This is a genomic window from Algimonas arctica (genome assembly GCF_014652695.1).
Taxonomy (GTDB): domain Bacteria; phylum Pseudomonadota; class Alphaproteobacteria; order Caulobacterales; family Maricaulaceae; genus Litorimonas; species Litorimonas arctica.
In genome coordinates this window covers 1-18,059 of record NZ_BMZH01000020.1, presented here as the reverse complement: position 1 = coordinate 18,059, position 18,059 = coordinate 1, and the positions used below count along the sequence as shown (strand labels likewise).

Genomic DNA, 18,059 nt, shown 5'->3' with positions numbered 1-18,059 from the left:
TCAAAGGGGCGGGGCTATGCGTTATTGTGCGCTGGACTTGCAGCAATAGGCGTTGCCATGTCGTTTTCATGCAATAATGAACGGGCCAAAGATGGGCTGCATTCGCCAGATTTAACTGTATAGCCCAGATTTAAGCGTCCCGGGACAGGTTTGGGACGTATAAAGGCCGTTATGAAACTCAATTCATCCTATCTCCTCGCGGGTGCGGCGATTCTGATCGTTGGCGCGTGGTTCTTTATTGGCTCCGCGGGGAAAGACCGCGACATTTATGCCGATATTGATGCCCGCAACCAACCGACGGAAACGCAATTGCCAACCGTCGTGGTTCGGACCGTCACGTCCGAAGTCCACCCGATCCGCTTGACCAGCTATGGCCGCACGCTGCCCAACCGCCGCGTCGAAGTGAAAGCCAAGACGCCGGCCTCGCTTGTATCCACGCCTGTTCGCGAAGGCACTCGTGTCAAACGCGGCGATATTATCTGTCGTCAAGATGTCGATGCGCGCCAAGCGCTGGTTGATCAGGCCAAAGCGCAACTCGCCAAAGCCGAAGCGGATTTGAGCGCGACCACGACACTGGTTGAAAAAGGCTACCGCGCCCCGACGTCCCTCAATGGGGACCGCGCCGCCGTTGATGGCGCGCGAGCGTCCTTGAAACAGGCCCAAATTGAACTCGGCAATGTCGTGCTGCGCGCCCCGTTCTCCGGCATTTACGAAAACCGCTTGGCGGAAGTGGGGGATTATCTCTCCCCCGGTATGCCCTGCGCCGCAATTGTTGAGCTGGACCCGCTTAAGCTCGAAGCCGAACTGACAGAAACGCAAGTGGGTCAGGTCGAAATCGGTCAAACGGTCGATATCCAGCTCGCAACGGGTCAAACTGTGACGGGTACGGTGTCTTTCATCGAATCCGTTGCCAATCCGGCGACCCGGACTTTTGAGATGGAAATGAGCGTCCCGAACCCGGACTACGCCCTCAAAGCGGGCGTGTCGGCGACCTTGAACCTCAAGATCGGCGAAGCGATGGCGAGCCTTGTCCCGTCCGGCGTGATGGCGCTTGATGAAAACGGTGCAACAGGCATCCGCTATGTCGATGCATCTGATATTGTGCGCTTCGCAACGATTAAGCAGGTCGATGAAACGCAAGGCGGCATTTGGGTCATGGGCATTCCGGCCCGCAGTCGCGTCATTATCGAAGGCCAAGATTACGTCACTATCGGGTCCAAAGTTGATCCGAGGGTTGAAAGCGCTTCAAGCCGAGACGGTGCTTCGACCGCTGGACTGTCGTCCAATCGGAAGTTGGACTAACCGTCATGGAAAAAATCGTCGGATTTGCCATACAATCCTGGCGGGTGACGCTTGGCATTATGTTGTTCATCATTGTCGGCGGGCTCGTCGCGGTGAGTAATTTGCCGCTTGATGCCGAGCCGGATATACCGGTGCCCTATGTCAATGTGCGCGTGGTCCTGCCCGGTGTTTCGCCCGGCGATGCCGAACGCTTACTCGTCCGCCCCCTCGAAGCCGAATTGAAATCGGTCGACGGGTTAAAGCGTATGGACGCCGTTGCGGCCAATAATGTCGCCTATATCGTGCTGGAATTTACGCCGTCCTTTGATCAAGCCCAAGCGGTTCTCGACGTCCAAGAAGCCGTCAATCGCGCGCGCGCCGAATTCCCCGAAGAAGCCAAAGAGCCCGTTGTTCAGGAAGTCGATACGTCCAGCATGCCGATCTTTGTCGTCAACCTGTTTGGCGATGTGCCGGAACGCACTTTGCAAAATACGGCCAAGGAATTGCAGCAACGGATCGAAGGGATCGCGTCGATCCTCGCCGCCGACATTAGTGGCGAGCGTACAGATGTGCTTGAGGCGGTCGTCGATCCAACCTTATTAGAATCCGCTGGGATTACGTTCGACGAACTGGCCGCCGCGATTTCGCGCAACAATCAACTTGTCACGGCCGGGGCACTGGAAACCAGCAACGGACAGTTCAATGTCAAATTACCGGGCCTCATCGAAGATGCCAATGATCTGGCAGAGCTGGTCGTGCGATCTGACGCATCGGGCGCCGTCGTCAGAATGTCGGACATCGCCATTGTGCGCCGAACCTACAAAGATCCGCAGAGCTATGCGCGTTACAATAACAACCGCTCCGTTTCGATTGAAATCACCAAAAGAAATGGCGAGAATATTCTCGACACAATCAATGCCGTGCGCAGCGTCGTGGAGGAGTATCAAGCCAGCGACGTGTGGCCGCAAACAATTCAGGTCGAGTATAGTCAAGATAAGTCGCGCTACATTTTGGAAATGGTGCGCTCGCTATCTAGCTCCATTATCAACGCGATTCTGTTGGTCTTCATTGTCTGCTTGATTGCCCTGGGTGTGCGGTCGGCGCTCTTCGTCGGCTTCGCGATCCCGGGCAGTTTCCTGATCGCACTGTTCATTATGTGGGTCCAAGGCGAGACCATAAATATGATGATCTTGTTCGGCTTGATCCTCTCGGTCGGGGTTCTGGTCGATAGCGCGATCGTCATTATCGAATATGCCGACCGCAAAATGGCGGAAGGCATGAAAGCGAAAGCGGCGTACCAAATGGCGGGCGAACGTATGTTCTGGCCGATCATTAGTTCCACCGCGACCACTCTCGCGGCGTTCCTCCCCTTGCTTTTCTGGGAAACCATTACCGGCAAGTTCATGGCCTATTTCCCGCTCACGATGATCTATGTGCTCAGCGCGTCAGTCCTCATGGCCCTGATATTCCTGCCGACGATTGGCGCAGTGATTGGCGATCTGCGTGAGCGTCTTCGCCGTGGACCTCCGCCCGAAATTTCAGATCAAGCCTTAGCCTTGGCCGGAAACAGCGGCGACCCGACGAAACTCACCGGGCTGACAGGCATGTATGTTCGTTTGGTCGCGAAACTGATCCGCTTCCCGCTGGCGCTTCTCGCCTGTGTCATTGCGCTCTGTGCGGTCATATTCATCTCCTTCGGGGCCGCAATGACGGGCCCACCGCCCAAACCCGTCGAGTTCTTTACGCAAACGCCGTCCGATCAAATTTATGTCTTCATCCGGGCGCGCGGTAACTCCACCCCCGAGGCGAAGCTGGCTTTGGCTTTGGAAGTCGAACGTCGCCTTAACGAGGCCCAAATCGAAGGTATCGAAGGCGTATATTCTGTCGCGGGAACAAGCGCTGGCAACGGCGCACAGATGGACGGCCTTTCGGACACGCCGGGTGACTCGGTCGTGAAAATATTCTTCCAGTTGGAGGATTTTTCGGATCGTCGCGGCGTGAAAACAATTCTCGAAGACATCCGACTTGCCGTGGCCGACATGCCCGGCGTCATTCCGGAAGTCACAGCCGCCAGTAATGGGCCGCCTGTCGGTAAGGATATTGGGATCGAATTTACCGGACGTGACCGGATGGCGGTCGCGAACGCGACACGCATTGCCGAGGCTTACCTCAGCCAAATGGACGGCGTTGAGGATGTCGAAACCACCCTGCCCCTCCCTGGTGTGGAATGGCAGCTCAATGTGAACCGCGAAGAAGCGGGACGCCTCGGCCTCGACATCAATAAAATTGGACAGACCGTGCAATTCGTGACGGAAGGAGCGCTGGTCGGCTATTACCGCCCGCTGGATAATGACGAAGAAGTCGATATTCGCATTCGCCTGCCAGAAAATGCCCGCGACATTCGCGCGCTCGATCAATTGCGGGTCCAGACGCCTGCCGGCGCCATTCCGCTTTCTGCGGTCGTTGAACGGACGGCCCGTCCACGGGAAGATAGTATTTCGCGGCGGAACCAAGCCTCCGTCTACGAGGTAAAAGCCAACACTGCGGACGGTTATGCCCCGAATGTTCAAGTCGAAGAATTACGCGAATGGCTGGATACACAAGCGAACCTGCCGCTAGATGTCGATTGGAAGTTCCTCGGACAACAAGAAGAAAACGCCGAAGCCGCCGCGTTCGGCATGGCCGCCTTGGTTGCGATTATGTTCATGATGAGCGTGATTTTACTGTTGCAGTTCAACAGTTTCTATCACGTCTTCCTCACGCTATCGGCCGTCGTTCTCTCCGTCTTCGGCGTGCTTCTTGGTTTGACCTTTTACCCTTATGTCTCGATGGTTCTCACCATGACGGGTGTCATCGCTTTGATGGGGATTGTCGTGAATAATAATATCGTTTTGATCGACACCTATCAGCGCCTGTTGGAAAGTGGATCTGACCCTGTCGACGCCGCCATCCGCACAGCCGCGCAGCGCTTACGCCCGGTCGTGTTGACGACCGTCACAACAGTCGTCGGGTTGATGCCCCTCGTGATCGGATTTGATGCCAATGTCCTAACAGGGGCCTTTGATATGCGCGGGTCAGGGACCTCCGACATTTGGAAGCCCTTGTCTTACGCTTTGGTTTGTGGGCTCTCTTTTGCCACCGTTCTGACGCTAGTCTTAACACCTGCCCTACTGGCTGCGCCTTACGTCTGGAAACAACGCATCCAACGATGGCGTGGTCTAGATCAGGAAATTATTGACCGTGTCCCAGCGCCCGCAGAGTAATTATTCGGGCCTATTCAGGCGCAAAAATTACTGTGCTCTGCGTTCCGCCGCCGACAAGTGAGCGGCGGATCTGCCATCGATAAGACGAGAAACTGACTGACAATGATCCGTCATCCGACCCCGATGGTGGCAGGGGCGGTAATCTTTCGAACGGCACGGAAACAACGGGGTTTCCGACACCGTCGAGGAGCTCGGCGCGGACTTCGTATTCGCCGAGGGGCATCACTGAGCTGGCAATATATGTCCAGCGACCATCCGCCCCAACCCGCGTTTCGCCTATGGCCGCATTCGCGACATAGAGGCGCACACGCCCTTCAACCTCTGACACACCCGAAAAAATAACGCCGCCTTTATCGTCATAATCAATCGCCCCCATCGCCAACGGGCCATTGCTTGGCAAACCATTGAATGGGCTCTGGACCAACCGGGTTGGAGCGCCAGGCGTGCTAATCATAATGAGCGCAGACTCTGTCCCATCGCCATCAGTCGCCCTGTGAATTCGAAAAATGGTTTCTACCCCACGTATACTTGTCATCGCTTCCAGGTCTTCGTCGGACGTGATTTGGCTCGTATCAGATTGTGCGTCAGATGGGGGCGTATCGAAAAGGATTGCTTCCACCGCCATACCGGGGCCTGTGACATTCAATCGGGCCGACCAGACTCCCTGCGGGGTCGCGCGTACTTGCAAGAGACGATCCCCTCGGTCCAGTAAAGCTATGACAGATGACGGCTCCGCTAAACCTGACAATTGCAAAACGGCTCGGCCGTCTACCGTTATTTCCGACACTCGCGTGAACGTGACGGGCGTCAAGGACGCCGCGATGGGCGCCACGGCCTCGCTCCCGCCGCCCGTCGAAACGCCCCACCGGCCGCTTAAGCTCACGCCTGCAAAGAGGATGAGCGCAAGCACTAATCCGCCAATGATCATGCCGAGGACACGCGTCTGTTTCATTTTCATCCTTGGTCATCGCAACACATCCGCTAGGGGTGCGTTATATTCAAAGATGATACTCATGCCCGTGACGGCGACGAATGATAAGAAGAGATGACAGAATGACAGACACAGACTTGAACGTGAGTGAGACGGAAATGGACTTGAATTTTAAATCTGTAGCGGTCTTTTGTGGCTCATCACCCGGCCATGCACCCGAACATCTGGCCCTTGCGACGCGTCTCGGTAATGCCATCGCACAACGGGGACTAAGGCTCGTTTATGGCGGCGGCGGATTGGGCTTAATGGGAGCTGTCGCCCGCGCAACCCACACAAGTGGCGGCAACGTCCTCGGCGTTATTCCCGAAGTCCTCTGCGAAGTTGAGGCCTTATTTCCAGACATTGAACATGAAATTGTGCCGGATATGCACACTCGGAAAATCCGTATGTATAACGAAGCCGACGCCTTTATCATCCTTCCCGGTGGGATTGGTACATTAGAAGAAGCTATCGAAGTTTTGTCCTGGCAACGCCTCAACCTGCATGAAAAACCCATACTCTTTCTGTCTGATACAGGCTTTTGGGATGGTCTGCTCAGCGAGTTTAATCGCCTCATCAATGAAGGTTTCGCCGGTGAAGACATGGCGGCGGATATATTGAGCGCGTCGTCTGTTGGTGCCGCGTTTAAGGTGATCAATCAACGCCTCAACAATCCGCTAGAGCGCAAACCCTTGATGTTACGGTCCGCGAGCGTTGAGGCTTTGGCGTAATTAACCCCGAAGTAAGAAAGGACAAATATTCTTATAAAACATTCGATTGTGCTCTAGACCTTCCAGAATACGGCAGATAATGGAATATTGTCGGCTTTAGGGTAATGTCGATATTTTCGGCATGACAGGACATGATTTGATTCGCAGGCCGTCAGCTATTGTTGCCATTGCATGGGTCTGCTTTTCCGGACCTGCTCTGGCTCAACAACCCGTGACCGAAAATGACACTCACGCGAAAACGCTAGAAATCTACTCGCCTGCGTTCTTTAGTCAATTTAATCCGAATACAGCTCTTGATATGGTTGATCGTATTCCGGGCTTTTCTTTACGCAGTAGCGATACAGAACGCGGCTTTGGCGAAGCCGGAACTAATGTTCTCATTAATGGACGGCGCCCGTCCACCAAAGCCCAAAATTCAGATGATATCTTGTCAAGAATCTCCGCCAAAACTGTTGTGCGGATTGAGTTATTGGACGGAGCGTCCTTAGATATACCCGGTCTGTCCGGGCAAGTTGTCAATATTGTCGCCCGCGCCGTCGATCTGTCGGGCAACTGGCGATACGCGGCCCGGTTTGAGGATGGCACTGAACCGCAACTCCTAGAAGGTGAAATCAACCTGTCTGGGACACGGGGCGATATTGGATTCACCGTCGGTCTTGAGCTTGGACAATTCACTTTGACCGAAGATTCAGTCGAAACATATTTCGACGCCTCTCGAACTGTCATCGAAGACCGTACTGAAGACGTCTTCCTGCGCAACGCCGCCCCCGGCGCAAACCTCGCGTTAACGTGGACACCAACAACGGGCCGGTTTGCCAATCATGTCGCAAATCTCAATGCGTCCTTTGAATTGGACAATAATAATAGCGGGGTCCGAGAAGTTTTTACTGCCATTGATCCGAACCGGACATCCGGAGAGAGCTTTGCTCAGGCCGGCGAAGACGAAGTGGAGTTTGAAATCAGCGGCGATTACGCTGTCCCGTTCAACCTAGGATCATTTGACGGGACGTTGAAGCTAATCGGTTTAAACACCATCAGCGACAGTGAAAGCGAAACGATATTTGTGCTCGCGCCAGCGGGACAGCCTGCCGTTCGAACGGCCTTCGCTGAAGACATCAAACAGGGCGAAACGATTGCGCGGGCCGAGTATGGGTTTAAATCCAATGACCGTCATGATGTGCAACTGTCCGCAGAATATGCCTTTAATTTCCTTGAATCCGAAACTCGGTTTGAAAGCAATTTCGTTTCACCCGTTTATGATACTGTCCGTGTCGAAGAAAACCGTTTCAATGCGCGCATGACCGACAGTTGGCAGATTAAACCCGATCTTTCGCTTCAAGCCTCCATCGGGGCTGAATATTCGAGTTTGCAAGTCGTGACTCCGCGCAGTGCTGCGCGTGACTTTTTGCGGCCGAAAGGGTTTGCCGCGATGAGCTATAAAGTCTCAAACCGCTATTCTGTTCGCGCCAATATTGAACGTAGTGTCGGGCAATTAGATTTCAGCACTTTTGTGTCTGACCGGAATTTAGCGGACAGTCTTATGACCGCAGGAAATGCCCAGATCAAACCTTCCCAAAGCTGGGACCTGTCTGTGGAATTTGAGCGCACAGATGACAAACTTCTCTCCGGACGTATTCGTCCTTACCTGGAATTGATCGAAGATCCGATTGACCGGGTTCTCATCGGCAATACGGCTGAAGGGCCCGGTAATTTGGACTCCGCCGTGCGCTACGGGATTGATGCCCATGCGACCTTGCTGTTCGATACACTCGGCCTGCCCGGTTTACGCTTGGAAATGGACGTCGGCATTGGGGATTCTAATATTGATGATCCGTTGAGCGGGGTGTCCCGTCAGGTCAATTTCAACGAAGAATATCGTTACAGCCTGTTCGCACGATATGATATTCCAAGCTCAGATTGGGCGCTGACAAGCCAGATCGACAATGATGAATCGAGCCCGTTTTTCCGGCTCGACGAAGTTAGAATTGTTGATGTACGCAAACCTTTCCTGTCAGCGGGTATCATCCACAAAAACTTTTTCGGGATGCGGCTTTCTATCACAGGGACTAATTTGCTCGACAATACGGTCATTCAAAGCCGTGATCGGTACCTTGGCGCGGATCGACGAATGGGAGATTTGACGCGAACTGAGCAGTTTGAACGACAGCGGGGTCGTCGCCTCTCATTTGTTCTCAGCGATACATTCTAATCGGTTCGCAAGCGCGCATATATCGCGTGATCTGCCCATTCCCCATTAATCCTCAATAGACCCCGCCCCGTCCCTTCGTAGACGTAGCCATTGCTTTCCAAGACACGAACGGACGGCGTATTATCAGCCTTCACGGCCGCTTCCACACGGTGCAGCGAGAGCGTGTCGAAAGCAAAGCCTGTCAGCGCTTTCACGGCGGCGCGCCCATGACCGCGGTTCATTTCCGTTCGGGACACCCAATAGCCAAGTTTGGCCGACTGGGCTGCGCCGCGTTCAACATGGGTTAGATTGGCGGCCCCGATAAGCCCCCCCGTATCGGACCGCACGATATGAAACGGATAGGCTTTGTCCGTCGCGACCAGTTTTTTAAAGACTGTCAGGCGGGTCTTATAGCTGGCGCGTGACAAATGCCCCTCCGCCCAATCCGGTTCCCACGGACGCAGATAGTCCGCGTCACGACGGCGAATATCGACCCATTCCTCAAAATCGGTCCAGCGCGGATGACGCAGCACCAACATGGCCCCGGAACCGGGGACAGTAATGTCTGTGTCCGTCGTAACTCGTTGTCCGAACCGACTCATGACCAAGACAATCGACCCGCCCGTTGATGCAATATCGCGTAGATAACCAGCAAGATGATGGCAAACGACCACCACGTCAGCATATAGCTGACATGATTGTTTGCGATGTCTGGCCGCCGAATAGGCAGGGCTGTGGCATCACGTTCCGTCGGGTGTAGGTCGATATATATATCCGACCCCGCTAACCACGCGCCGTCAGGATTGATCTCAAACCATCGGTTCGTTTCAGGGCTATTATCCGCGCCCAGCCATTTGCCAAATCCCGTTGCCGGACGAATGCGGCGAACATACCCGGCCCGTTTCCCGTCCAAAACTGGGCCGGATACAGTCTCTTTCACACGATCATCAAAGGATGGGAAACCCAGCAATATAGTCTGCCCTTCGGTCTCAACAATTCGAAAGGGTTGCCACTGTATAGCGCCGTCGGGCCGGTAAACATGCCATGTTGGCCCTGTCGCAATACCGTCAATTTGAATGCGCCGAAAATCGATCGGGGTGCCGTCTGCGAGGGACGCCAAGTCAACGCCCCCTTGTAAAGGTTGCGCTGAAACGGCGGTGTCGATTTCAGACAGCACGTCCGTTTTCCATTGCCACCGTTGATATTGCCACACCCCCAAACCCAGCAAGATCGGGAGGCAAATAAGAACAGCAACAGTGAGGCCCGGCAGGGGTCGAAAACGAACGGCCATTTTATTTTTTGTTCTTATAACGTCGCTCAATCGCTTTTCGATTCCACGCCTGCGTAAACATGACGCCGCGCAGAACGCGTAAAAGCCCGACTGAGACAAAAATGATAATCGGGATGAACAGGCCCAGCGACAGCCATGTTGGCCAGCCCTTAAGCACGCTTAAGAGGACAGGAAACGGGACAATAAATATCCCGACAAGAAAGATGACGATGATGGCGGGGCCGTCGTCTGCAGCTTCGAGCGCTGTGAAATCTGCATCGCAGACATCACAGCGTTCTCTGAATTTTAGGACACCCGCAAAAAGCTTACCGCGACCACAGACTGGACATCGTGCGGCCATGTCAAATAATCAAGCGAAGGCGACGTAGACGAAAGCAAACAAGAACAACCAAACCACATCGACAAAGTGCCAATACCAAGCGGCCGCTTCGAGACCAAAGTGCTTCTCTGGTGTCAGTCCACCGCTCATTAACCGGGCCCACATCGCGAACAGGAAGATTGTCCCGATCAAGACATGCAAACCGTGGAAGCCCGTCGCCATAAAGAAGGCTGAACCATAGACGTTCGTCGAGAGCCAGAATGTACCGTGAAGCCCATCTTCCAGACGATAATGGAACAGGTGCGTATATTCGTAAGCTTGCACAGCCGTGAACAAAATCCCCAGGATAACAGTGAGGCCAAGGCCCCATTTCGCGCCCCTACGGTCGCCATGGATCAGGGCATGGTGCGCCCATGTCACAGTCGTGCCCGACAGAAGCAGAATCAATGTGTTCATGAGCGGCAGCTCGAACGCAGGAACTGTTTCGATGGAGGGCGGAGGCCAAGACGCATAGGCTTCTGCGTTTTCAAGTACATCCGGGTTCCAGCCCGCGCGGGATTTATGGAACAGACCCAGTTCGAAGAACATCCAGAACCAACCGACGAAGAACATCGCTTCCTGCATGATAAACATGATCATGCCGTAGCGCAGACCCAGATCAATCACGGGCGTATGTTCACCGCGCGAAGATTCTGCGGCCACATCGCGCCACCAACCAAACATGCAGTAAGCGGCCATCAATGTGCCAATCAGGAGGATGATCCACCCGCCACCTGAGCCTTCACGGCCTTGAATTGTATCGAGACCCCGGGCGAAGAAAAACTCCATCATCGGACTTTCGCCAGTACGTGACACAAGACCTGTGAATAAGGTCACCATGCCGGTGCCCCAGACCAGGCACGCTATGCCCGACAGGAACGGCCACGGGCTCGGCGGTAGAATGTGATAGTCGTGTTCAACGGCGCCAGCCATGAGCGTTTCCCTTAATCCTGTGTGCAATCAGCACGATACTCTTATCTAGTTTAACCGCCTATACCGACGGCCTGTTTGCTTCGCAACCACGGCGATTGCGCTTGTTGCCTTTATGGCAGTGCTTTGTCGGTGGCCACCGTCGCTTCGGGTTGATCCTCCGCGACGAAAAATGTGTAGCTAAGGACAACTTCCGTCACATCCTTATGACGATCGCTCGCATCCATTTCCGGATCAACGAAGAATAGGACCGGCATGGTCATTTCTTCCCCGGGCTGTAACGTCTGATCGGTAAAGCAAAAACACTCGGTTTTCACAAAATAAAGGGCCGCTTTCATGGGTGTGACATTAAAAGTCGCGACGCCCGTCACGGCTTCATCCGAGGTGTTTTTCGCGGTGTAAGATGCCAATGCCGTCTGTCCAAGCTGAACCTCCATCGATCGTTGCGCGGGTTTAAACTCCCACGGCAAGAACGGGCTGACATTGCTGTCAAAGTTCACAGTGATCGTTCGGTCCAAAACGACGGAGAGGTTATCTTCGTTCATGGCGATCTGCGGCGTGCCGCCAAAGCCCGTAATCCGACAAAATGTATCGTAAATTGTCTTAGAATAAAATCCGAGGCTGAGCATGCCAATGGCGATGCCAACAAGCAGAATCTGAGTCGTGGTGTTACGGGTCATGCGTCAGCCTCCTTTATACAGGTTGCCGGAGAACGATGGAGACGGCGATCAAAATCAAGAAAATGACAAGACCTAAGGCAATCGCGATGTTGCGACCCGTTCTCGCCCGAATTTCGGCCTGCGTAGGTTCCGCAAATTCAGTTGGTTCATTCCTATATTCGGGCATAATTTACGCTCCTACAAAGAACAAATGATCCACCGTCAAGACAGCGAAAATGGCAAAGAGATACAGGATAGAATAGGCGAAGAGATTCCGCGCCGCCTGATTTCCGGCTCTCACCGCATAGAGTGTACCTGCATCCGCATCGGAAGGCTTGTCCCCTGCCTGCGACCTGAAGACGCGCCACGCCAAGACAAGGAATGTGCCACTCAGCAGCAGGTTCGCGACGCCGTACACAACGCCGCCCAAGCCTGTGACGAGGGGCAATTGTGTCAAACCAAACAGCAGAACGCTGTAAATGATGATCTCAAGGCGGGTCCGCGGAGCCCCTTTTACATTCGGCATCATGGGAATGCCCACACGACCGTAATCCGTCTGCTTATACAGTGCGAGCGCCCAGAAATGTGGCGGCGTCCAGAAGAAAATAATTAAGAACAACACAAGGCTGTCGAGCGTCACGGTCCCCGTGACAGCCGCGTAGGCAACCATCGGTGGGAAGGCTCCCGCCGCGCCGCCAATGACGATATTTTGCGGTGTCCTGCGTTTCAGCCAGATCGTGTAGATCACGAGGTAGAAAAAGATTGTAAAGGCGAGCAAGCTGGCCGCGACCCAATTGGACGCGACAAGAAGCAACCACACCGCCGCGATCGACATGACCATACCAAAGCCAAGCGCGGCTTTCGCGGTGAGGACACCTTTGGGAATAGGCCGTTGCGACGTTCGCGCCATCGCGCCGTCAATATCGCTATCATACCACATGTTCAGCGCGCCCGACGCCCCCGCGCCAAGCGCGATGCAAAAAATAGAGATGAGGGCCGACCCCAAACCAATTGTTTCGAACACAGATCCTGGCGCCAGCAAAAGCCCGCAAATGGCCGTGAAAATCACAATGCTCATCACGCGTGGCTTCATCAACGCAAAGTAATCGCCCGGCCCGGCCAGCGACAGGCCCGCGCCATTTGGCGTTGCAGAAAAGGCCGCCGGATTATCGCCGGCGGCCCCTTGAGGAGTGTCAGATGAGGCGACCACGGCGTTAGTGATCATGACCCTCGTCACCGCCATCGATACGCGGCAGGACGCTGAACTGGTGATAGGGAGGCGGGCTAGAAATAGTCCATTCTAACGTTGTCGCTCCTTCACCCCAGTAATTGTTTCCGACCCGACGCTTATTGCGCTTCAAGAAGGCTTCAGTGAGCATGATGAAGAACACCGCAACAGACGCCAGCGTGATCCATGCGCCATAGGAACTGATCTCGTTCCACATCGCGAACTCTTCCGGATAATCGATATAACGACGCGGCATAGCGTTCAGCCCGAGGAAGTGCTGCGGGAAGAAGATCACGTTCACGCCGACGAAGAACAGCCAGAAGTGAAGACGGGCGAGAAAACCACTGTAGTGGAAGCCAAACATCTTGCCGAACCAATAGTACCAGCCCGCAAAGATACCGAAGACGGCTCCCATGGACAGAACATAGTGGAAGTGCGCAACGACATAATAGGTGTCATGCAGGTAGGTATCGACGCCCGCATTCGCGAGAACAACACCTGTGACGCCGCCAATGACGAACAGGAAGATAAAGCCGAGCGCCCACAACATTGGCACTGAGAACCTGATTGATCCTCCCCACATTGTCGCAAGCCATGAAAAGACTTTCACGCCCGTTGGCACTGCAATCACAAGGGTTGCAAGCACGAAGTAGGCCTTCACATTCACATCCATACCAATGGTGTACATGTGGTGTGCCCAGACAACGAAGCCGACAACACCGATAGAGACCATCGCGTAAGCCATGCCGAGATAACCGAAGATCGGTTTCTTGGAGAAGGTCGAGATAATGTGAGACACAATCCCAAAGGCAGGCAAGATCATGATGTAAACTTCAGGGTGCCCGAAGAACCAGAACAAGTGCTGGAACATTTGCGGATCACCGCCCCGCGCCGGGTCGAAGAAGGCTGTGCCGCCTTCAATCCGGTCTGTGAGCAACATGAACAGAGCCGCGGCCAAAACAGGTAGGGCCAGTAAGAGCAGGAAGGCTGTGACAAGTACGGACCACGCAAACAGGGGCATTTTGTGCATCGTCATACCCGGCGCGCGCATATTCAGAATGGTCGTAATGAAGTTGATGGCCCCGAAGATCGAGCTGAAGCCCGCTGCCAAAAGACCAATAATGATGAAGTCAAATGCGGGTCCCGGAGACCCGGTGGTCGATAGCGGCGGATACATGACCCACGCACCGCCAAATCCATTCCCTTCGGCCGCCCCGGGCACAAAGAAACTCACCATCAAACAAATCAACGCAACGGGCAGAAGCCAGAACGACAGATTATTCATCCGCGGGAACGCCATATCCGGTGCACCGATCATAATCGGAATGAACCAGTTACCAAATCCGCCAATCAGCGCGGGCATGACCATGAAGAAGATCATGATCAGACCGTGCATGGTCACAAACACCAAATATGTATGCTCGTTTGTAAAGATGTCGATACCTGGCGACGCCAGTTCCATCCGCATCATAAAGGACAAGAAGCCCCCGATCAGACCCGAGAACATCCCGAAGATCAGATAGAGCGTACCAATGTCTTTGTGGTTCGTTGAATAAAACCAGCGCTCAAAAAAGGCGGGTTTCTCATCGTGGTCGTGTGCGACCGGAATATCTTCGCCGTGAATAGCAACCATTGTCCGTCTCTCTACTCGTTGGCCGCGATAATAGCTGCGCCGCCATTCGCATCATCAATATTTAGGGCTGCAAATTTATCCGCAGGCTCTCCACCCGCCGCAATAAAGCGCGCAAATTCCGCTTTACTCACTACTTTGACCTCAATTGGCATATAGTAGTGATTAATTCCGCAGATCTCTGAACACTGACCGTAATACGTGCCCTCTTCATAGACCTCAAACCAAGTTTCATTGATGATCCCCGGCACGGCGTCCATTTTCACACCAAAGCTAGGCATCGCCCAGCTGTGCATATTATTCACGGACGTGACCAATACTTTGACTTTCGTTCCGACCGGAACGACGAGCGGCGCGTCCGTTGCGAGCAAATAAGGTTGCCCAACGGTTTCGGCTTGCGTTTTGTCGAGTGGGCTAGACACCCATTCTTCGACATTTTCATAATCTGGATAGCTGTAGAGCCAGTTCCATGTGTTCCCAACGACCTTCACGGTCATTTCTGTCTCCGGCAAGCGGTCCTGCTTATAAAGAAGGTTCATCGACGGGATCGCAATGATGACCAGTAAGATCACAGGCACAACGGTCCAGATGATTTCGATCAACGTATTGTGTGACGTCTTGCTCGGCACGGGGTTTTTACTCTCCCGGAAGCGGATGCAAATGTAGCCCATCAAAACAACAACGAAAATTACAATCGCCGTGATGATGATCTGAACCATATTATGGACCCAGATCAGATCCGTCATGACTGGCGTCGCAGCTTCTTGGAAGAACCAGCCGCCCGGCTCTGGGCCGACTTGTTTATCTTGAGCAAAAGCAACAGTGGCAGCGACCAGAGACACAGCCCCGGCTCCCATTGTGCTCAGCATGGCGTTTATCGCGCGCATGAAACCCTCATTCTATGCTTAGGAGGGATCAAGATGACCCGTCCGTTGTCTATGTAGCCACAATAGTGCGTCATTCCGACTATCCTATAGGACGCGGATTGTCGCAGACATCGCAGCAGTTGCGTTGGCTCTTATCCCGCCTTGTTGTCGGAATAAACCCCTGTTACCTCCCCCAATCCCGAAAAGGCGGATATTGATCCGCCCAATCTTTGACAATTGGGAGCCTCATGGCTGATTTTGTATTTGATGATAGCGATCTGGACGCCGCAGCGGCGCAACGGATTCTGAACGAAACCCTGCGTGGATCGGACGATGGAGAGCTTTTCGTCGAGCGATCTTCATCTGAGGCCCTCTCTTTTGATGATGGCCGCTTAAAGACAGCGAGCTTCGACACATCGCGCGGCTTTGGGCTACGTTGTGTCGCAGGCGAAGCCTCCGGTTTTGCGCAAAGTTCAGAATTATCCCCCGAATCGCTCACACGGGCCTCGGACGCGGTGCAATTGGTCAAAGTTGGACATGACGGCGTGATGAGCGCTTTACCGCGCCGGACCAATGCGTCGCTTTATCCGAACATTGATCCGACAGAAGACCCTGGTTTTGCGGATAAAGTCAGCCTGTTGCAGCAGATCGACGGCTTCTGTCGCGCGCTCGACCCCGAAGTCGTGCAAGTCACTGTGACCCTCGCCGGGTCCCGCCGCGAGATTGCTATCCTCAAACAAGACGGCGCGCGCATCAATGATGTTCGCCCCCTCGTCCGTCTCAACATTATGGTCATCGCCGAACGCAAGGGTCGCCGCGAGTCCGGCTATGTCGGCATGGGCGGACGCCGCCCCTATGACGAGATTATCACACCCGAAGTTTGGCAACCGATGGCGCGCGAAGCCCTGCGCCAAGCCCAAGTCAACCTTATCAGCGTCGATGCCCCAGCCGGGCAGTTCGACGTTGTGCTTGGCCCTGGCTGGCCCGGAATTTTATTACACGAAGCCATGGGTCACGGCTTAGAAGGCGACTTCATCCGCAAAGGCACGAGCGCTTTTTCCGGTCGGTTGGGCGATCAAGTCGCGTCCAAAGGCGTCACCATTGTCGATGATGGGACCCTGCCCGGTCGGCGCGGCTCACTCACCGTCGATGATGAAGGCACGCCCACGGAACGGACCACATTGATCGAAGACGGCCGGCTGGTTGGATTTATGCAAGACCGCCTCAACGCGCGCCTGATGAATAGTGCCCCGACGGGCAATGGCCGCCGCGAAAACTACGCCTACGCGCCAATGCCTCGCATGACCAATACGTTCATGCTCGGGGGCGACATTCCCCAAGCCCAAATGATCGCTGAGCTGAAAGACGGTATCTTCGCGTCCAACTTCGGCGGCGGTCAGGTCGATATCACGTCCGGCAAATTCGTCTTCCAATGCACGGAAGCCTACCGCGTCCGGAACGGCAAAATAGGAGAGCCGCTCAAAGGTGTCACCCTGATCGGCGATGGCCCCAAAGTGCTCGGCCAAATCCGTCACGTTGGCGACGATATGGCGCTCGACCCCGGCATTGGCGTCTGCGGTAAAGCCGGACAAGGCGTCCCCGTCGGCGTCGGCCAACCGAGCCTCTATGTCGAACAGATTACCGTGGGCGGGACGGCGTAAGACAATGCTATGAAATGGTGGCAGCTCCGAACGACGGAGTTTGCCCTTGGGCTTTATGTGTCGCCCTATTTACCGATTTCTCAGCCGACCAATCCCGCATTCTGCGCCAAAGTCGGCGAAGGTCGCAGAAAATTTTGGCACCACTAGCGTCACATGGTTGCTGGACCTGATCGTAACTTCAATTCTTTGACCCCGAACGATGGCATTATACAGTTTCTGTGCGGCTTTATTGTCGCGTGAGAGGGCCGATGACGTGTCTTCAAAATAGAGCCACTGGCCAAGCGCGACCTTTTCCTGACCATCAAAACGCGCCGAAACATACGCAAGCGACTTCGGCGTCGGCACGAAGGCACCGTTTCCGCTGATGCCGTAAATTTCCAAATTTCGAAAAGCATCCGACACGCCTTGCGCCTCATAAACCACGCCAACACGAAATTTTGTATCGAGGCAGCTAAAGTAAATCCCGGGCGCCGTCGTCGATGACGTGAAGAGCGTTTCGCCAAATTCCTTATTTGCTTTGCGTTTATCCGAATAACCCTCGCCGTAGGACATGACCGTTTTTTGCGACACCCAATGATTGGCTTGAGGGTCAACGTCCGTTGCTTGCGCCTTGGCCTGCGGAGCCAAGACGAATAGCCCGCTCACGATGAGCCCTGCGACGCGTGTTCGCCCTATCATAACACACCGTCCTTTGTAGGCCCTCTTGAGCCCCACCTCTCCTCAGATCGCTATAATTTCAACGATCAAGCGAGCAACCTTCAATGTTAAGTTTTATGAAAGACCAACAACCCGTATTTGTAAAGGCTTGGTGGTTCTGGCGTGAGAGGTCGTTGACCCCGGAACATACGCTCACGTCCCACCGCCCATCGGGGGGTCGGCCATTAGCGAAAGTGTCATGAGGTGACACGAGCGCGGGCGCTCCCCCGTGACGGGTAGAGCAATAGAGAACCGATTTACACGAAGGCAGAGCCCGCGCGCTTGGGGGCGCATCCGATCAAAGCCT

The 18,059-nt window shown here is 54.3% G+C and carries 16 protein-coding genes; 5 read left to right on the top strand and 11 right to left on the bottom strand.

Going from position 1 to position 18,059, the window contains the following annotated elements:
* The first annotated feature begins 171 nt into the window (after nucleotides 1–171).
* Both IE105_RS14360 and IE105_RS14355 read left to right on the top strand, forming a co-directional pair.
* Entirely contained in the window at nucleotides 172–1,302 is a 1,131-nt protein-coding gene (locus IE105_RS14360; protein WP_189499586.1) for an efflux RND transporter periplasmic adaptor subunit, read from the top strand.
* Between the two features lie 5 nt (nucleotides 1,303–1,307).
* Nucleotides 1,308–4,544, top strand: coding sequence for an efflux RND transporter permease subunit (locus tag IE105_RS14355; RefSeq protein ID WP_189499585.1), 3,237 nt, complete (start codon nucleotides 1,308–1,310; stop codon nucleotides 4,542–4,544).
* A 10-nt stretch (nucleotides 4,545–4,554) separates the two neighbouring features.
* Here IE105_RS14355 and IE105_RS14350 read toward each other — a convergent pair whose 3' ends face one another.
* Nucleotides 4,555–5,496 carry a hypothetical protein gene (locus IE105_RS14350; protein ID WP_189499584.1) on the bottom strand — a complete coding sequence of 314 codons (942 nt, stop codon included), beginning with the start codon at nucleotides 5,494–5,496 and terminating at the stop codon, nucleotides 4,555–4,557.
* A gap of 101 nt (nucleotides 5,497–5,597) precedes the next feature.
* On the opposite strand from IE105_RS14350, the gene IE105_RS14345 reads away from it, so the two are divergent.
* Both IE105_RS14345 and IE105_RS14340 read left to right on the top strand, forming a co-directional pair.
* Nucleotides 5,598–6,245 carry an LOG family protein gene (locus IE105_RS14345; RefSeq protein WP_189499583.1) on the top strand — a complete coding sequence of 216 codons (648 nt, stop codon included), beginning with the start codon at nucleotides 5,598–5,600 and terminating at the stop codon, nucleotides 6,243–6,245.
* Between the two features lie 211 nt (nucleotides 6,246–6,456).
* Entirely contained in the window at nucleotides 6,457–8,454 is a 1,998-nt protein-coding gene (locus IE105_RS14340) for a TonB-dependent receptor plug domain-containing protein (protein WP_189499582.1), read from the top strand.
* On the opposite strand, the gene IE105_RS14335 is transcribed toward IE105_RS14340, so the two are convergent.
* From IE105_RS14335 to coxB, 9 genes are all read right to left on the bottom strand, one after another.
* Nucleotides 8,451–9,035: a GNAT family N-acetyltransferase gene (locus tag IE105_RS14335; protein ID WP_189499581.1), complete on the bottom strand. Its 585-nt coding sequence runs from the start codon at nucleotides 9,033–9,035 to the stop codon at nucleotides 8,451–8,453. The two genes, IE105_RS14340 and IE105_RS14335, sit on opposite strands and share 4 nt — an antisense overlap.
* Nucleotides 9,032–9,724 carry an SURF1 family protein gene (locus tag IE105_RS14330; RefSeq protein WP_189499580.1) on the bottom strand — a complete coding sequence of 231 codons (693 nt, stop codon included), beginning with the start codon at nucleotides 9,722–9,724 and terminating at the stop codon, nucleotides 9,032–9,034. The genes IE105_RS14335 and IE105_RS14330 overlap by 4 nt, the downstream gene beginning before the upstream one ends.
* A gap of 1 nt (nucleotide 9,725) precedes the next feature.
* Entirely contained in the window at nucleotides 9,726–10,064 is a 339-nt protein-coding gene (locus IE105_RS14325; RefSeq protein ID WP_189499579.1) for a DUF983 domain-containing protein, read from the bottom strand.
* Nucleotides 10,065–10,073: 9 nt separating this feature from the next.
* Nucleotides 10,074–11,015, bottom strand: coding sequence for a cytochrome c oxidase subunit 3 (locus IE105_RS14320; RefSeq protein ID WP_189499578.1), 942 nt, complete (start codon nucleotides 11,013–11,015; stop codon nucleotides 10,074–10,076).
* Between the two features lie 110 nt (nucleotides 11,016–11,125).
* Complete coding sequence (locus IE105_RS14315; protein ID WP_189499577.1) at nucleotides 11,126–11,692, bottom strand: cytochrome c oxidase assembly protein; 567 nt, start codon at nucleotides 11,690–11,692, stop codon at nucleotides 11,126–11,128.
* Nucleotides 11,693–11,705: 13 nt separating this feature from the next.
* Entirely contained in the window at nucleotides 11,706–11,858 is a 153-nt protein-coding gene (locus IE105_RS14310; protein WP_189499576.1) for a hypothetical protein, read from the bottom strand.
* A 3-nt stretch (nucleotides 11,859–11,861) separates the two neighbouring features.
* Nucleotides 11,862–12,896: a heme o synthase gene (locus IE105_RS14305; protein ID WP_189499575.1), complete on the bottom strand. Its 1,035-nt coding sequence runs from the start codon at nucleotides 12,894–12,896 to the stop codon at nucleotides 11,862–11,864.
* Nucleotides 12,886–14,532, bottom strand: coding sequence for a cytochrome c oxidase subunit I (ctaD, locus tag IE105_RS14300; protein WP_189499574.1), 1,647 nt, complete (start codon nucleotides 14,530–14,532; stop codon nucleotides 12,886–12,888). The genes IE105_RS14305 and ctaD overlap by 11 nt, the downstream gene beginning before the upstream one ends.
* Before the next feature lie 11 nt (nucleotides 14,533–14,543).
* Nucleotides 14,544–15,416 (bottom strand): cytochrome c oxidase subunit II, encoded by an 873-nt coding sequence (gene coxB, locus IE105_RS14295; RefSeq protein WP_189499573.1) that lies wholly within the window; start codon nucleotides 15,414–15,416, stop codon nucleotides 14,544–14,546.
* A gap of 227 nt (nucleotides 15,417–15,643) precedes the next feature.
* Here coxB and IE105_RS14290 point away from each other — a divergent pair, with 227 nt between their 5' ends.
* Entirely contained in the window at nucleotides 15,644–17,056 is a 1,413-nt protein-coding gene (locus IE105_RS14290) for a TldD/PmbA family protein (RefSeq protein ID WP_189499572.1), read from the top strand.
* A 69-nt stretch (nucleotides 17,057–17,125) separates the two neighbouring features.
* Here the strand turns inward: IE105_RS14290 and IE105_RS14285 are convergent, their stop codons facing one another.
* On the bottom strand, nucleotides 17,126–17,734 hold the full coding sequence (locus IE105_RS14285; protein ID WP_189499571.1) for a hypothetical protein: 609 nt from the start codon (nucleotides 17,732–17,734) through the stop codon (nucleotides 17,126–17,128).
* Nucleotides 17,735–18,059: the final 325 nt, after the last annotated feature.

What these genes read in the sequence shown, in the direction of transcription:
- IE105_RS14360 (WP_189499586.1), top strand. Translation starts at nt 172, where the DNA reads ATGAAACTCAATTCATCCTATCTCCTCGCGGGTGCGGCGATTCTGATC.
- IE105_RS14355 (WP_189499585.1), top strand. Translation starts at nt 1,308, where the DNA reads ATGGAAAAAATCGTCGGATTTGCCATACAATCCTGGCGGGTGACGCTT.
- IE105_RS14350 (WP_189499584.1), bottom strand. Translation starts at nt 5,496, where the DNA reads ATGAAACAGACGCGTGTCCTCGGCATGATCATTGGCGGATTAGTGCTT.
- IE105_RS14345 (WP_189499583.1), top strand. Translation starts at nt 5,598, where the DNA reads ATGACAGACACAGACTTGAACGTGAGTGAGACGGAAATGGACTTGAAT.
- IE105_RS14335 (WP_189499581.1), bottom strand. Translation starts at nt 9,035, where the DNA reads ATGAGTCGGTTCGGACAACGAGTTACGACGGACACAGACATTACTGTC.
- IE105_RS14330 (WP_189499580.1), bottom strand. Translation starts at nt 9,724, where the DNA reads ATGGCCGTTCGTTTTCGACCCCTGCCGGGCCTCACTGTTGCTGTTCTT.
- IE105_RS14325 (WP_189499579.1), bottom strand. Translation starts at nt 10,064, where the DNA reads ATGGCCGCACGATGTCCAGTCTGTGGTCGCGGTAAGCTTTTTGCGGGT.
- IE105_RS14320 (WP_189499578.1), bottom strand. Translation starts at nt 11,015, where the DNA reads ATGGCTGGCGCCGTTGAACACGACTATCACATTCTACCGCCGAGCCCG.
- IE105_RS14315 (WP_189499577.1), bottom strand. Translation starts at nt 11,692, where the DNA reads ATGACCCGTAACACCACGACTCAGATTCTGCTTGTTGGCATCGCCATT.
- IE105_RS14310 (WP_189499576.1), bottom strand. Translation starts at nt 11,858, where the DNA reads ATGCCCGAATATAGGAATGAACCAACTGAATTTGCGGAACCTACGCAG.
- IE105_RS14305 (WP_189499575.1), bottom strand. Translation starts at nt 12,896, where the DNA reads ATGATCACTAACGCCGTGGTCGCCTCATCTGACACTCCTCAAGGGGCC.
- ctaD (WP_189499574.1), bottom strand. Translation starts at nt 14,532, where the DNA reads ATGGTTGCTATTCACGGCGAAGATATTCCGGTCGCACACGACCACGAT.
- coxB (WP_189499573.1), bottom strand. Translation starts at nt 15,416, where the DNA reads ATGCGCGCGATAAACGCCATGCTGAGCACAATGGGAGCCGGGGCTGTG.
- IE105_RS14290 (WP_189499572.1), top strand. Translation starts at nt 15,644, where the DNA reads ATGGCTGATTTTGTATTTGATGATAGCGATCTGGACGCCGCAGCGGCG.
- IE105_RS14285 (WP_189499571.1), bottom strand. Translation starts at nt 17,734, where the DNA reads ATGATAGGGCGAACACGCGTCGCAGGGCTCATCGTGAGCGGGCTATTC.